Origin of the sequence: symbiont of Argiope bruennichi, assembly GCF_051094275.1 — a bacterium.
Lineage (GTDB): Bacteria > Bacillota_I > Bacilli_A > Mycoplasmatales > SG1.
Window position 1 is genome coordinate 452705 of the sequence record NZ_CP070274.1, and the last position, 15827, is coordinate 468531.

At 21.1% G+C, this 15827-nt stretch carries 9 protein-coding genes; 2 read left to right on the forward strand and 7 right to left on the reverse strand.

What is annotated here, in order from left to right:
- Window positions 1–150 precede the first annotated feature (150 nt).
- Both def and JTY60_RS02215 read left to right on the forward strand, forming a co-directional pair.
- Window positions 151–660: a peptide deformylase gene (gene def, locus JTY60_RS02210; RefSeq protein WP_434414489.1), complete on the forward strand. Its 510-nt coding sequence runs from the start codon at window positions 151–153 to the stop codon at window positions 658–660.
- On the forward strand, window positions 661–2454 hold the full coding sequence (locus JTY60_RS02215; protein ID WP_434414490.1) for a ribonuclease J: 1794 nt from the start codon (window positions 661–663) through the stop codon (window positions 2452–2454).
- Between the two features lie 32 nt (window positions 2455–2486).
- On the opposite strand, the gene JTY60_RS02220 is transcribed toward JTY60_RS02215, so the two are convergent.
- The 7 genes from JTY60_RS02220 to JTY60_RS02250 all read right to left on the reverse strand — a co-directional run bounded on the left by JTY60_RS02220 (window position 2487) and on the right by JTY60_RS02250 (window position 15817).
- Entirely contained in the window at window positions 2487–3284 is a 798-nt protein-coding gene (locus tag JTY60_RS02220; RefSeq protein ID WP_434414491.1) for a hypothetical protein, read from the reverse strand.
- Window positions 3285–3287: 3 nt separating this feature from the next.
- The gene (locus JTY60_RS02225; protein ID WP_434414492.1) at window positions 3288–3668 is read right to left on the reverse strand and encodes an ArsC/Spx/MgsR family protein; all 381 of its coding nucleotides are present in this window, start codon (window positions 3666–3668) and stop codon (window positions 3288–3290) included.
- 109 nt (window positions 3669–3777) lie between these two features.
- Entirely contained in the window at window positions 3778–5457 is a 1680-nt protein-coding gene (locus JTY60_RS02230) for a hypothetical protein (RefSeq protein ID WP_434414493.1), read from the reverse strand.
- 27 nt (window positions 5458–5484) lie between these two features.
- On the reverse strand, window positions 5485–5811 hold the full coding sequence (locus JTY60_RS02235) for a 4'-phosphopantetheinyl transferase superfamily protein (protein WP_434414494.1): 327 nt from the start codon (window positions 5809–5811) through the stop codon (window positions 5485–5487).
- Window positions 5811–10223, reverse strand: coding sequence for a hypothetical protein (locus tag JTY60_RS02240; protein WP_434414495.1), 4413 nt, complete (start codon window positions 10221–10223; stop codon window positions 5811–5813). The genes JTY60_RS02235 and JTY60_RS02240 overlap by 1 nt, the downstream gene beginning before the upstream one ends.
- Window positions 10224–10225: 2 nt before the next feature.
- Window positions 10226–14737, reverse strand: coding sequence for a hypothetical protein (locus tag JTY60_RS02245; RefSeq protein WP_434414496.1), 4512 nt, complete (start codon window positions 14735–14737; stop codon window positions 10226–10228).
- Between the two features lie 84 nt (window positions 14738–14821).
- A complete protein-coding gene (locus JTY60_RS02250; RefSeq protein WP_434414497.1) occupies window positions 14822–15817 on the reverse strand; it encodes a hypothetical protein in 996 nt (331 codons plus the stop codon).
- Window positions 15818–15827: the final 10 nt, after the last annotated feature.

Here is a 15827-nt window from a genome sequence, read left to right on the forward strand (position 1 = left end):
TTTTTCAAATAATTAATTTATTTTTTTTAAATTTATTCGGTTTCTTAAAATAATTTTTTTAAAAAAGTGCTAAAATAAACTAATAAAAATTTGTTCTATTATTTGACTTAAATATAAAAAAATAAATAATCATTAAAAAAACTTATTATATTGATCAAAATTTATAAAGATACTGACCCTATTTTAAGAGAAAGCTCAGAAGATGTTGCTTTGCCTTTACAAGAAAAAGACTTAAAACTTTTTCAAAAAATGAGATCTTTTGTCTTAAAAACTCAAAAAAAAAATTACCAAGAAGGTAAGATTGCAGTTGGAATTAGTGCGGTCCAACTTGGTAAATTAAAAAAAATAATTTACATTAAGTTTTCAGAACATGAAGAATATGGGATTATAAATCCAAAAATAATAAGACATTCAACTCATAAATGTTATCTTGGTGGCGGTGAGTCTTGTTTAAGTGTTGATAATGATTATTTTGGTTTTGTACCTAGATACTTATTTATTGAAATTAAATATTTTGATATTTTTTCAAATAAATGAGTTCAGAAAACTTTTCATGAATATCAATCAATTGTGATTCAACATGAATTAGATCATTTAAATGGTATTTTATACATAGACAAGTTAGAAAAAAAAATAGAAAGCGAATGACATGAAATATAAATGAATGATTCTATCGACTTAAATGAATTAGAAAATAACAATTTACCAAAAAATATTTTTTCTTTAGAGGAAAATGAATCTTTTGATCAGGCAAAAAGGGAAAAGTATAGTGATGTCACAAAAGTTTTTTTTCTTAGTGGCTTGTATGAAGTTGGAAGAAATTGTTATTGTATTGAGCATGAAAATGAAATATTAGTTTTTGATGTTGGAATTAGATTACCCGATGCAACAATTGCTGTTGATGCGATAATTCCTAACTTTTCTTACTTAAAAGAGACCAAAAAAGATGTTTATTTGGTGATAACGCATGGACATGAAGATCATATTGGTGCCATTAATTATTTTTTAAAAGATATCAGACCAAAAACAATATATGCTCCAAAATTTGCTTTAGAATTAATAAATTTAAAAGTAAAAGATGTTTATCACAAAACATTAAATACCTTTTGTGATAAAGTCATTGAAATTATTCATGGCTTAACTTATAAAACAAATCATTTTAGTTTTAAATATTTCAGAGTAAATCACTCTATTCCAGATGCTCATGGAATTGTCATAAAAACTGTTAATGGGACAATTGTAACTACTGGAGACTTTAAATTTGATTTTTCACCTGTTACTAATTTTGCAGACTATTATGATATTGCCAAAGCTGGTAAAGAAAAAGTTGATTTGCTTTTAAGTGATTCAACCAATGCCATGGTTCAAGGATTTACAAAAAGTGAAAAAGATATATCACAAACGATTGAAAAAATTTTCACTCAAATTAAAAACAGAATTATTATTAGTACTTTTGCCAGTAATATTTGAAGAATCAATGAAATCTTAAAAGTTGCTGAAAAATATAAAAAAAAAGTAATTATTTTGGGTAGAAGCATTGAAAAAATGATTAATGTTGCCATTAAATTAAAAATCATTACTGTGAGCAAAAACTTAATTGTCCCGGTGACAAATATTAATTTAATTGATAAAAGTACTCAAGTTATTATTTGTACTGGAAGTCAAGGAGAGCCTTTAAGTGCCTTAAAAAGAATCTCTGAAGATGAACATCGCCAAATTATTCTTGATAAAACAGACACTGTGATTTTTAGTAGTAATCCAATTCCTGGTAACTTTCTTTCAGTCCAAGAAATTATTAATGATTTGGTTCAAAGAGGGATTAATGTGATTACTAATAGTAGTATAAGTGGTGGGGTTTCATTGCATACTAGCGGACATGCTTCAAAAGAAGAGCAAAAGTTAATGTTAAATTTAATTCAACCAAATTATTTTGTTCCAATGCATGGAGAATATTTTATGTTATGCAAACACAGGGATACTGCTATTGAATGTAAGGTGAAAAAAGAAAATATTTTTGTTGTTAAAAATGGTGTCGTTGTTGGCTTAAAAAATAAAAAATGTATGGTGCTACCCGATATTTCGATTGATACCGAAGCAAATTTTGTTTACAATGGTGAAATCATTAGTGTTAATGATAGTTCGATCAACAAAAGAAAAAAAATTGGTAGTTCTGGGGTAATAATTAACTCGATCCTAATTGATATTGAGAAAAAAAAAGTTAATGAAAATTATTTAAATATTATTTTTTTAGGAATTATTAAAAATAATATTAAAAAAATAAAAAATAATCTTCTTTATACCATTAATGAATTGCTAAAAAATGAAGAAAATTGAAAAAATATTGATAAATTAACCAATTTAATTAAAAAATATGCAAAAATTGCTACCAAAAAAGCATTTTATCAAATTGAAACAATTGATCCATATATTTTAACGGATGTTATCTTCTATTAAAAATTGTTTTTGTTTGTTAATTATTTAAATTATTAACCAAAAATCTTTTGAAAAAAAGTATAATCTAAATCAATATTTTTTTCAACAACAAAATTAAAATATTTAGTTTTATCAAAATATACTTGATATTTTTGATTTTCTAAAAACTCAACATTAACTTCAGCATTATCATGAAAAAATTTAGCATTTTTAATATTTTTGGTAATTTTAAAAAAAATAATATCGCTCTCTTCAAATAAAATTGAAAAATCATATGATTTATTAATTTTATTATTACAAGGAAAAATCTCTGAAATTTGAAAATAGTTTTTTTTATGATAAATAATTGAAGTATTGTTGTTTGATTTAGCAATTCCAGTAGATCCAAACGAAGTTGAAAATAAAATTCCAGATCCGACATGGGTAAATAATTTTTTATCATTTAAAAAAATATCAATGGTAATTGAAGTCGTTAGACTAATAATTTTAAATTCATTTATAGCAAAAAAAAGGTTGTTTTGAAGTTCTAAGTTTGGTAAGCCTTTAATTAATAAAGGATAAACTTTTTTTGTATCAATTTTTTCCAATAAAAAATTTTTACAATTTAGAAAATCGTTTACAGAAAAAGAATAAAATAAACCTAAACTTCCAGAAAATAAGGGAAAAAAAGTTATTTTATCTCAAAGATTAATATGTTTTTTGAGAACTCTTAAAAAATAACCATCCCCTCCAATTACAAAAAAAAAATTATTTTTTTGCGAAAAAGAGTTAAATTTTTTTAGAAATTTATTAATTAATTCTTGATCTAAAATTTTATTTGATATTGAATAATTAGGTTTTTTTTGCTTCAATTTTTATAAATCTTCTTTAATAATAATATCATCATCTAAAAAAATTTCAAATTCAGCTTCAGAAAAACCAATTACTTTAATATTTTTTTCGTCATCAATTACAACTGGTCTTCTCAAAATGTTTGGATATTTTTGAATAAATTTTACTGCTTCATCAAATGACATCTTATCGAGATTTTTTTTGGCGTAATCAAAATATTTTGACTTTTTGCTAATAACTTCAGCAAAACCATTTTTAGAAAGTTCTAAAAGTTTTTTAATATCATCAGTTTCTAATTTATTTTTTAAAACATTTTTTTCTTTAAAGGGAAAATTATTCTTTTTCATTCATTCCCTTATTTTTTTTGAAGAATTGCAACAATAAGCAGAATAAAAAATAAACATAATTCCTCTTTTTAATAAAATAAAGATTTTTTTATTTTTTTTATTATAACAAAATAAATTTTAAAGTATTAAATACTATTATTCTTAAAAATGTTTTTGAAAATTTAATTTATTTTCAAAATTTTCATCACTTTTTATGAAATAAATTGACTTCTTTTTCTTCGGATTTTACAGAAATTTTTTGTTGAGTAATTTCAACATTTTCTTTGTTTTCTTGTTCTAAAAAAGACATATTTTCATGTTTAACTTTTTGATTTAATGAAGAAATATTTGTTTCTTTAGCTGCTTGACTTAATAAAAACATATCTTGCAAATGTTTTTCATAAGTTTCATCCTCAATTACTGCAGGATCTTGCAATAATCTAGAAATCTCTTCACGTAATTTAGTATATTTTGAAATATTTTTGGCACAAAAATTGTAAACATTAGACAAATGTTCTGTTAGGTGATAATATTTTGGTTTTATTAGTTGCAAATTTTCATTAAAAAATCTTTTTTGATGAATTGTATTTATTGCAGAACCTTTTTTTCATTTATTTCCAAATCTTTGATAAAAGTTTTGTCCAAGCATAGATCATAAAATTACATGAGTTGAAATTTCTGGTAATTTTGAAAAATAGGGTGGATTAACAGATGAAAAAGCATATAAGTTAATTCTATCAACTAAATAAGGGTTATAAGTTTTTCCATAAAATTTTGAAATAATAATGTCACCAATTTTTTCTTTATAACATGACCTTTCTAAATTTATTTCTTTTGCAGGTTCAGAATATAAAATTTTATTAATTTTTGTTCATTGATAACCAGCAGTTATTGTCCTTCAAGGATAAACTGTATGTCTTAAATGATCGGCTCTTGGATATTTTAATCAATCAAAAAAATCAGTGATAGTTATTGTTAAAGGACGTCTTTTTTCTACTAAATCACTTAATTTATAAGTTTTATCATCAAGACAATTTTTCCCCAAAAAATGTAAAATGTTTCTTGATTTTCTTCTAATTTTTATTAACAAACTAATTTGTTTTTCAAGTTCATAAAACATTTTTATATAATTTGCTTGTTGATATAAGTTTGCGGGAATAATCATTCAACTGGCATCAAAACCTCACTTGGTAAATTGTGGAGATCCAAGCCCATTATAAATATTATGTTCAAATAAATAAGAGTTTCCATTAAAAAAATAATAATAATATAATTCAAAACATATTTTTTGATTGCCTTTAAAAATCACAATATGATTATCAATAAAAATATTGTTAGTTCTTGCAAAACTTATTTTGCCAAAAGGTAATGAATCTGTAAATATAAAGTCGCCATATTTTGCCTTTATAAATTTATCTTCAATAACATCATCTGGTAAGTAAGAAAATTTATCATTTTCTTCAATATATAATTTATCATCATTTTTATTTCATCAACTTTTTAAGAGATACTTGTTTTTTCATTCTTTCTTATCTTCGCGTTTGTTTCTTTTTCAACTTTCTTTTGCAGTAAAGGAAATATTACCTTTTTTATATGTAAAAATATCTCTTGCATAAACTAACATGTAATCAAAAGTTGGAAAGTAAAAATTTTTTCAAAAATAATATTCTTTTCAATAGACATTTTTACAGTTATTTTTTTGAAATCCAAAAACATTAGATTTTAAAAGCTCATCTAAATATGATAAATATAAAGCGTTTAAACAAAATTTTCTTTTGTATTGTAATTCTTCAATTGATAAATTATTTAAATTTAATTTATCAATAAAATAAGTACTTAAATCAAAAAAATCTTGATTTTTTTTCATTAATTAATTATAAATTAAATAAAGCAATTAATTATCAAGAATTGCTACTGCAATCGCATAATCTTTAACGTGTGAAATAGATAAGCTTATATGATTGTTGTTAAAATAAATTTTTGGTAAATGATTACTATTTTCATCAATTAGATTAATTGATGAAAAATCAAATATCTGATTAAAAATTTTAAATATTGCTTCTTTACCTGCTATTATTCCAGCAATATAATGTCTTTTTTTTTGGCGATTCTTAATTTTTTTTAGTTTTTCGTTTTCAAAAAAAGACAAAAATTTTTCTAGATTATGTTTTTTTAAAGAAATATCTTTAATGTAAACAATGTCACAAGCAATTTTTTGCATTATTTTTTATTATTTTTTTGATTTTTTAAATAAGTTAATCGTTTATTGACTTCTTTTCAAATTTTATTTCCAGAAATCAAAAATACAGAAGACATAATTATTATAAGAAAAAAAATCGTTGCATAAAAAAGTTTTTTATTTTTATCTTTTTCTAAAAAACTACTGTTAGCAAAGTAATCAACTGGATCTAAAAAGTTATAACTGAAAAAATTATTTTGCTCAAAAAAATTTTTTCAAGAACCAACAAATAATTTTTCATCTATATTTTCTAATTTCAAAGCATTTTTATTAAAGGTATGATTTGATGCTATAAATATGTTTTTTTTATTATTTAATAAATCAAATAAAATAAAATTTTTAACTTTATCAGGATTGTTTTTATCCTCAACAATTCCAAAAGAATCTACAATAACTTTTTTATCATCCAAACTTGTAGAATACTTAAGATTTTTTACTAAATATGTGTTAGTTGTTTGATCTTGTAAGTTTTTAATTTGTAAATTTAAATTTTTAATGTCTGGAAGTTCAATAACTTTTTTTAATTCTTGGTTTTCTAAATCATCTCTTTTAAATGGTACAAAATTTAGAGTTATTTGATATTTTTGATCATTTGTGATAAATTCTATTTTATTATTTCTATCAGAAAATAAAATATCATCGGAAAGAAAAGTTTTATGAAGAAAAGAAAAATAAAATAATCCTTTGTTTTGATTATTGTTTGCACTGTAAATAAGTCCTTTGATCCCAAATAAAGAAAGACCAAAATATGAATCTATTTGTTGATTTTTTTCTTTTATTCTAAAATATGAACTGTGATAATTTTTAAGATTTCTTGGAACAAAATTAGATCATGGAAATTCTATGTCTTCGATAACACTATTTTCTGTAGCAATAATTTGATCAGAAATTTTCATTAACTCGCTATTGTTTTTAGTGCTTTTAATTTCTTCTAAAATTTCTTCTTGTTCTTTTTTAAAATTTGAAAAATTATTTGTAAAAACTTTAACTATTTTGCCTTTAATATTATTTTTTAAATTTTTAAGTTGGTCAATATTTGGAAAAAAGTTTTTAATTATTTGGCCAGTTGTTTTAAAAAAATGAACAACATTTTTCTTATTTCATTCATAATAGGTTTCATCAATTTCATCAAAAAATATATCGTTTAGCTTTTCTTGCTGAAGAGAAAATTTTTGATAAATTTCTTGATTTATATTGTACTTTTCTAATTCAAAAAATAAATTTTTGTCGCTCATCTTTTTAATATTGTGAATTTCTGATAAAATTTCTGTTTCATCTAAAAATTCTTCGTTTAAGACTTTCATTTCTTCTAAAGAAGTGTTTTCTTTGGTATATCCATAACCAATGTATGAAACACCATGATCGTTATAGTATTTTTCTACCAAAGATACATGTTTATTTAAAAATTTTTGTTGATGGTTATTAAACTCATTAATAAAATTATTCTCAAAATATTTTTCTAAATTATTAAAGGTTACATCACTGATTTTTTTAATTATTAAAGACTTATCATATTGCAAAAGTTCTGAAAGATTTTCATCATAGTCAAGAGGTAAAAAAGTTGAAAGATGATTAAAATCTTCATAACCAAGATATTTAATTCCAAATTTCCTTGAATTATGGTCAAAATATTCGTTTTTTAAAAAATTTTTAAGTTTTTGATTTAAATATTTTTCAAACGTTAAATATTTTTCCTTTAGCCCATTTAAATAGTCTAGGTTTTTAAATTTATTATTTAAAAACAAATAATTTAAATAATTTTTTAAATTATTTTTAAATAAATAATAATTATTTTGAGAAAATTCTTTATTTTCTATAAAATAATAATCGTCAAAAAATTCTTGATCATCAATTAAATATTTATCAAATTCATCATCTTTTAAATAATTGAAAATATTTAGTTTTTTGTTTCAATCAAAAGATATGGAATTAAATAATGAAGAATGTCTTGTAAGTTCTATAAAATTTCTTGATCGTTTTTCTTGATCATTAATGAAAGATGTTAAATTATTTTTTGATAAAAAAAATGTTACTGCATTAAAAAAATTAGTTTTTTCAGATAATGATAAGGTTTTTTTTTCTTTTATTTTTGGAAAAATTATTGAAAGATCTTGATAGTATTTTTCAATATCCGTAAAACTGTAAAAATTATTTGGATTATGGGCATCATTATTTTCAAAAAATAAGTTGCTATCTTGATATTCATTAAAAATTTTTTGAATTTTTTTTTCTAAATAAGAAAAAAAATTAAATTTTTTATTTGGATCTGATGAATCTGTATCTTTTAAAAAATTTAAGTTAGAAAAATTTAAATAATTTTGAAACATATTTATTAAAGAAAAATCAAATTTTTCAATTTCTTCATTTTGCAAAATATCTTTTAAAATGATTAATAAGTAATCATAAAAATTATCAATTATTTTTCCATTAGAATCCAAAAAAATATTTTTTTCATAATCATTTGAAAAAATTTCAATATTTTTTGTGGTAATTCAATATATTAGAGATTTTTTTTTTAAATTTAAAAATTTACTTTCTAATCTTTTTCAAGTTTCAAAAATACAATTTTTTAATTCACTGTTAAATAAAAAATAACTTTCAATAAAAAAATTTTTATTATATAAAAAATTTTCATGAGAGATTGTTTGAATCGATGATCTTATTCTTTTTATTGAATCGGCTTTATTAGAAAAAGTGGTTGTAAATAAGTTATAAAAGTATTGATCATTTTTTATATCATTATCAAAAAAATCTAAGTTGTGGCTAATTATTTTGGATGTATATGATGAAGTGTGAAAAAAGTTTTTTTCAATTTCTTTTTCTAATGAAGTTAAGATTTGTTCTTTTGTTAATTTTTTATCTAAAAAATCTTTAATACTTAAATTTTCATAGGTTTCGAAAAATTTATTGTCTCAATCATCTGTGGAAGGGTCAAGTGAATTAAATATATTTTTGTTGTCTAAACCTTCTTTTAATTTTCTAAGATAATTTAGAAAATTTTGATATTTTTCAGTTTGAATTTTTTTTATCAACAAATTATCATTAAAAATATTAGAAATTAAATCTGCTTCTTGTAACAATTCTTTTGAATTTATCAAAAAATCTTTTAAAACATCACTACTTTCAATATTTTCTTGAAATTTATTTACAATGCTTTCTAATTTTGCTTTTTTCTCTTTTAAATAGTCATAAGTTTTTTTGCTAATAAAATTATTGCTATGATCATAATTTTCTAAATCAATGTTAATTTCTGAGAATAATAAATCACAAAAATTTTGTCAAATTTGTTTAAAAATATTTTTCAAATATTCAGGATTAAATAAAGATGCTTTTATTTTGATAAAACTATCTAATAAATCTGAATTTTCAGAATCAATTTCTTGATTAAATGTATAAGTCAAAATAAAAGATTCAAGTTCTTTTATTTTCGTCATTAAAGGGTAAAAAGTAAAAAATAGATGGATGTTTTCTCTTTGAAAAATTTTTTTTGTTTTTTCAACAAAAAAATAAGTGGTTCTTAAGTGAAAGGTAAGGTCTAGTTTATCTTTAACTTTTTCTAGATTATCTGGCAATGATCAGAAATTTAAAAAATCATCAATATTCATCTGTCAAAAAAATTTTTTGGCGTTTTCTAGGGATTGTTGAGAATGAGTGTCTTGAAAATTATTTCCCATATAATCAATGAAATTTAAAAAATTTTTCGAATAACCTAAAAAAATATTTTTTTCTAAAATACTTGTAAAAGTATTCATTCTATCGGTTTGATTCAAAAAATATTCATAAAATAATTGTTTATTTGCTTCTAAATAGTTAAACAATATTTTAGATTTTGATAAAATTAAATTAAAATTGGCTGAAAAAAAATTATTTTTTTTAAGTTTAAAAAAAATATTTTTTTTTAAGTTTTTTAAGTCTTCTGAATTATTTAGTGATAATAGCGCATCATATTCTAGTAAAAGATTATTTTCTTTATCTATTAGTGGTAGACTTTTTAATTCATTAATAAAAAAATATCCAGATCCAAGTAGCAATTTGTTGTAGGTTTCTTTAATAGTTAACTTGTCTTGTTGGGTAAATTCTGCTTCTTGATAGTTTTTATATTTTTCATAAATAATGATGAATTTATAATATAAATGTGATGTCTTAAAAAAAGTTGTTGAGAACTGATATTTTTTATTCAAAATTTCTGCATTTTGATTTAAATTTTTTAAATAATCTTTATTAAAAATATCTGTTGTTTCAACTAATTTATAAGATTTTTTTAGATCAACTAAAAATTGTTGAAAATTTTCAACAAATTCAACTAATTTGTTAATTTTAATAACATCATCTTTTGTTTCATTGGGAATACTTTTTAAATACTCTGTACTAATATTTTCAATTAAATATAACATATTTATTTATCTTGATTTTTATCTTTCAAATTTATTTTATTTACTAGTAATTTTGCTCTTATTTTTTTATTAAGCTTATAAAAACTAAAAATAAATATTGGTGATGTAATTGCAATTGTAAAAATAACAATTGCATATAATGGAATTTTTTTCTTATCTGGTGTGTTAAATTCAATAATATCAATATTATGTCTTAGTAAAAATTCTAAAATTTTATCATTGTCTATTCTATTGATGTTAAAAATAGAATTATTAAAAAAGCTATCTCATTCATAAATAAATATTTGTGATTTTTTACTATTAATAATTTTTCCTTTGTCTTTTTCTTTTAAGTAAGTACTTAAGCGATTTATTGATGATAAAAAAATATTATTTTTCGTTGAAAAAAAATCACTTACTGAGTAATTTGAAATATCACCTTTTTTATCAATAACTCCAAATGATTTCACTTCTATCCGATCATTTTTAACATTATTTGCAAAACCAATATTTTTTATTAAAAAATTATCTGAAGTTTTATTATCGTGGAAAATATTTACTTCTAAGACTTTAGTTTCTGGCATTTTTAAATAATTCTTGTCGATGGTAATATTTTTATCTTTATTTACAACTAAGCTAGTTCCTTGGAAGTCAAAAAAATAAAAAACAACGCTGTAGTTGTTTTCAGCCTCAAATACTATTCTATTGTTGTTGTCATAATAATTAACTTTTTTTACCTTAAAAGTTCGAGAAACATAAGGAATTTGTAAAAAAGCCTGTTGATTGTTGTTTTTATTTGCAAGATAAAATTTTATTGCATAAGTTGATAGGAAGGACTCAATATAGGCATTAGGGTTTTTTTTAATAACTACTTTTTCATGACTAGGTTTGTTGATATTTGGTACAAAATCAATGGTATTATTGCTAGATTGTGGACCCTTATAAATATCGATAATACTGTTTGTGTAAGCGATTGGAACATTAATTATGTTGTAATGAGTAATGTATTTGATTATTTTATCTTGTTCAGAACGAAAATTATTTAACTTATGAAAAAAATATTCAATTAAATAACCACTATTTTTTTCTTTATTTTGAAGTTTATTCAAGTCAGGTAGGGGGTTTTCAATAAATTGTCCATCTTCTCGATAATAAAAAATAGTTTTGTAATTTTTTTCGATTTCTTCAATTTTTTTTCTTAAAATTTCAATTGCCCGATTGAATAATTTATTTTGTTCTTCAATAAATTTTTTTCATTCACTTCCATTAATATCAAATTGAGAAATAAGTTGATATGATCTGTGATCTTTTTTTGAATGATATGAATTTAATTTTTCTAAAATTTTTTCATCTGTTAAAAAATTATCAAGAAATGTTCCAAAACGATTTTCATTTAAAATTTTTAATTTTTGAATAATTTCTGAGTTAAATGAACTTCCAATATAAGAAGTATTGGAATAACTATAGTATTGTTTGCAAAAAAGGATGTGTTTGTTTAAAAATTTTTCTTGTCAGAGATTGAAATTATTAATAAAGTCATCAGTTAAAAATTCATCTAAAACAGCTTTTTTACTAGCAAAGTTGATTGTATTTTCAATTTTATCAAAATCGTATTTGTCTGATCCTTGAATAAAAATTTGGGAAAGACTTAAACTCTTTTGTAAATGATAAAAATTTCTGTACCCGTAAAATTTAATTTCATAAAGCAAAAAATGGTTTAAAAAATCTTTATTAACTTTTAAAAATTCATCTTGTAATTTTATAGAATTTTTGTAATAAGTATCAAGGATATAAAAATTTGTTCCCTTCCCTGAACTTAGTAAAAAACTTAAAAAATCAATTAAATTATCTTTAAATAGGTATTTGTTATGATAAGGTTGTTCATTGATTTTAAAATTATTTAATTGTTGTAAAGTATTTTTATTGTTTAAGTAACGAAATAATTTTTCTGTATTTCCTTCTTTATATTCATAAAAAGCACTATTATCATTAATTTTTTTAATAATTCACTCACAATGTTTTTTGGAAAGTTTTTTTTGATTTTCTTCAAAAATCCCTTTTGTTTGTTTAATAAATTGTTTAAATGTGTTTTGTCAATTAGTTTTTGAATCCGATACAGCATAAATACTATTTTTAAAAATACCAAATTCAGAAATTAAATCATTTAGTGATTTATCAGTGTTGTTGTCTCAATTATAAAAATCTTTGGTGTTTTCTTGTTTGTAATTTAGGTTTTTTGGTGCTAATTTGATAATATCTTTATTTAAGGAGTTTAAGGCCAATTCTTTTGTATTTTGATCAATTCCATAAATATAATCAATAAAACTTTTATTGGCTAGTGTGTAAGAAAAATTTTCAAGAATAGAAAAGTTATCAGTACCTATCGCTAAATCATATTTTAATTTATCTAAATTATCTAATGATTTATCAAATAAATACTCGACATATTTTTTGTTGCTTATCCCAGATCAAGAAAAAATTTCATCATCAATAAACAAATTATTGGCTATATTACCAGTAATTTCATTTTTATTATTAATAAGATCATTTTTGTAAACTGTTTTTAAAATATCAAACATTTTTAAAGAAATATTGTTAATCTTAGAAATAAGATTTTCAAGTCTTAAAGATCTAGAACCAGTGGCAGTTTTTTGTCGCTCTTTCTCAATATCATCCCTAAAATTTTTAAAATCGTCTGAAAAATTTGGATAATATACCGCGGTTAATCTTTTATTGTAGATATCAAATAAACGATCTGCTTTTGAAAAAATATTCATAATTAGGTGATCATAAAAAGAATCATCATCTTTTTGATCAATATATGTAATAAACTCAGTTGCAGTTCTTTCAAATTCATCCAAAGGATCCAAAATTATTAATTTATCATGGTTTAATGTTTTTATCATATTTTTGTCAATAATTAATTTACTATTAGAAGAATTTAAAATATTAGAAAAAGTATCAAAGTCAAGTCTTGATAAAAAAACAAAAAAATCTCTTACTGCTACTTTATTTTCTTCATCAAAAAAATACTTGGTCAAGTAATAATTTCTACTATTTATCTTTAAATTTTGAACTTTTTTTATAAATTTATCAAATTTTTGATCAAGCGACAAAGCTTGATTTTGTATCAACAAAGCTTGATCTTGTAAAAAAATAAATTTATTCAATTCATCAATTTTATTATTGGAAACTGAAATATTTTCATTAATTTTTGGTTGAGAAGGATTTAAATTAATAAATAAATTCAAAATATTTTGAATTTTTGGCAATAACCAAATTAAATTATTATTTTCATATTTAATATCTTCAATTAATTTTTGAATTTCTTCTTTGTTTTTTTCGCCAAGTAATGAGGTGTTTTTTTTAGCTTCAAAATAATTTAATAAACTACTTTTAATCTTAGTTACAAATTTTTTTTTATAAGTTTCAAAAAAAATTTTTTTTTCTTTAATTAAATTATCGTCGTCTTCTTTTGAGAAAATAGCATCAATTTTACTAGTTTTAAAAAAATTCAAAAAAAATGTTTCAGATAAATTTTCAAATATATTTGAAAATTCTAGATATTGTTTTTTTATCTCATCAATAAAGATATTGTTTTCCAAAAATATTTGATGGTTCAGAATGTCGGTTGTAAATTTGTCTTTAAAATAAAAATCTAAGCTAAAATTTGTAAAATTTTTTAATAATGACAGATAATCTTGAAAAAAAAGATTAAATAAATCATTTGCGTCTAAGGTAGAAAGAAGTTGTTTTAAAAAATTTTTTTTAGTTTCTTCTTGAAGCTTATCTCGATTATTAATTTTTCACTCATAAACTTTGTCTAAAAAATTAAAAAAATTTTCAGAATAACTTACGTTGTAAAACTCTTTCATTAGGGTTTGAACGTTTTTTGAAAAATTATTTTCTTTTAATTTTGAGTTAGTGGCCTTAAAGTTATGATAAATTTCTGTAATTATATGAATTTTTTCGTCAATGTTATTATATAAAAAATCTTTTTTAATAACTTTTTTAAAAATTTTTTTTTTAAATTCAAAAAAAGTTTTTTCATCATAAATATCTTTTATGTCATTTAAATTATAAAAAATTTCTCCATTTTCATTAAAAATTGGAAGCCCCATAATATGGATTGGAACATAAAAAATACTATAGTAAAGAAAAGTTTTGTAAGTATCAAAAATTTTTTTTTTAATGTCATCATTAAATTCTGAATTTTGATAGTTTTTATATTTGTTGTATATTTCAATAAATTTGTGATAAATTGATTCTGTTGAAAAAAAATATTTAAAATTATATTGTTTGTTTAGTTCTTCTACATTTTTCTTTAACAATTCTAAAAGAGTTTTGTAGTCTTTTTTTTCTAGATTACTTAATTCTAAAATTTTTTCTGGTTGATAATTTTGAAGTTCAATAAAATATCTAACTAATTCATTAAAAGTTTCTTCAACAGAAGAAACATTAAAAAATAATAATTGTTTTTTAGTAATAAAGCTACTAAAATCATTAGTATCTATATCGTGGAATGTGTATAACATGAGGAATTTTAGAAATTTTATTTTAAATTTACTCTCTTATTTTAAAATAAATATTTTTCAAAAAAAATATCAAAAATATTAAACTTAAGTAGCAATTTTTTTAAAAGATAAGTCTTTTAAGTCAAAGACAATCGAATTTTTAAAAATTCTTTTTTTGGGAGTGCTTAAATTATAAATGTAATTTGTTCTTGCAAGAGCATTATTTTTATATTTAATATAAGTGGCTTGAAGATACTCATTTTTTATTTTTCATTGCATATTTTCTCTTTGATAAACTTTAATAGCACTATAATGTAATCCATCAACCCGATAATTTTTATAATTAAGAACTTTTTTAATTTTAATTTTTTTAATAATATCTGATAATTTATAGCAATTTATTTCAATTTCTTGTCTTAAATGATCTTTTTTGATAACAACTTTTAAATTATCCTTTAAGAAAAATTTAATTTTTTTTTTATCAACAGAAATAAAATTACTATTTTCAATATTATCAACCATATTTCCATAAAATCCCAAAGATGAGTTTTTTTGAAAAGTAATGAAAAAAATTCCATAATCTAGAAAATAAATTTGTTTGTCTAAAATACCATTTTTGTAATATTTTCAACCATTATTGTCCGTTACTAAAATAGAATTGTTATCGTTTTCATCTTTTTTATGCAAAAAATATTCAATAAATTCATTTGTTTCTTCAGTAATATGTGAAATATGATTGGAAGGTAAATAATAGTCAATCATTCGATCACATAATGAAGCGTTTAAATCATATATTTCTTGATATACTCTTTCTACAGCATCAATGTCTTTTATGGTTGGAAATGTAGAAACTTGAAAATAAGGAATTTTTTCATTATCTCTTAACAAAAATTTGTAAGAAATTGTAGAAAGAGGCCAACTAATATGAATATTTTTTAAAATATTACCAATTTTTTTGGTTTGTAAATATTCATAAAATAATTCATCTTGTTCTGCATTGAAATATTCAATAATTTTTCTTAGTTTGTGAAACTGATAATCATTTAACTCAAAAGTACTATCAATTGATGGGAGTCGGTTAAATAACTTTTTACCATCCAATCTTTTTCTA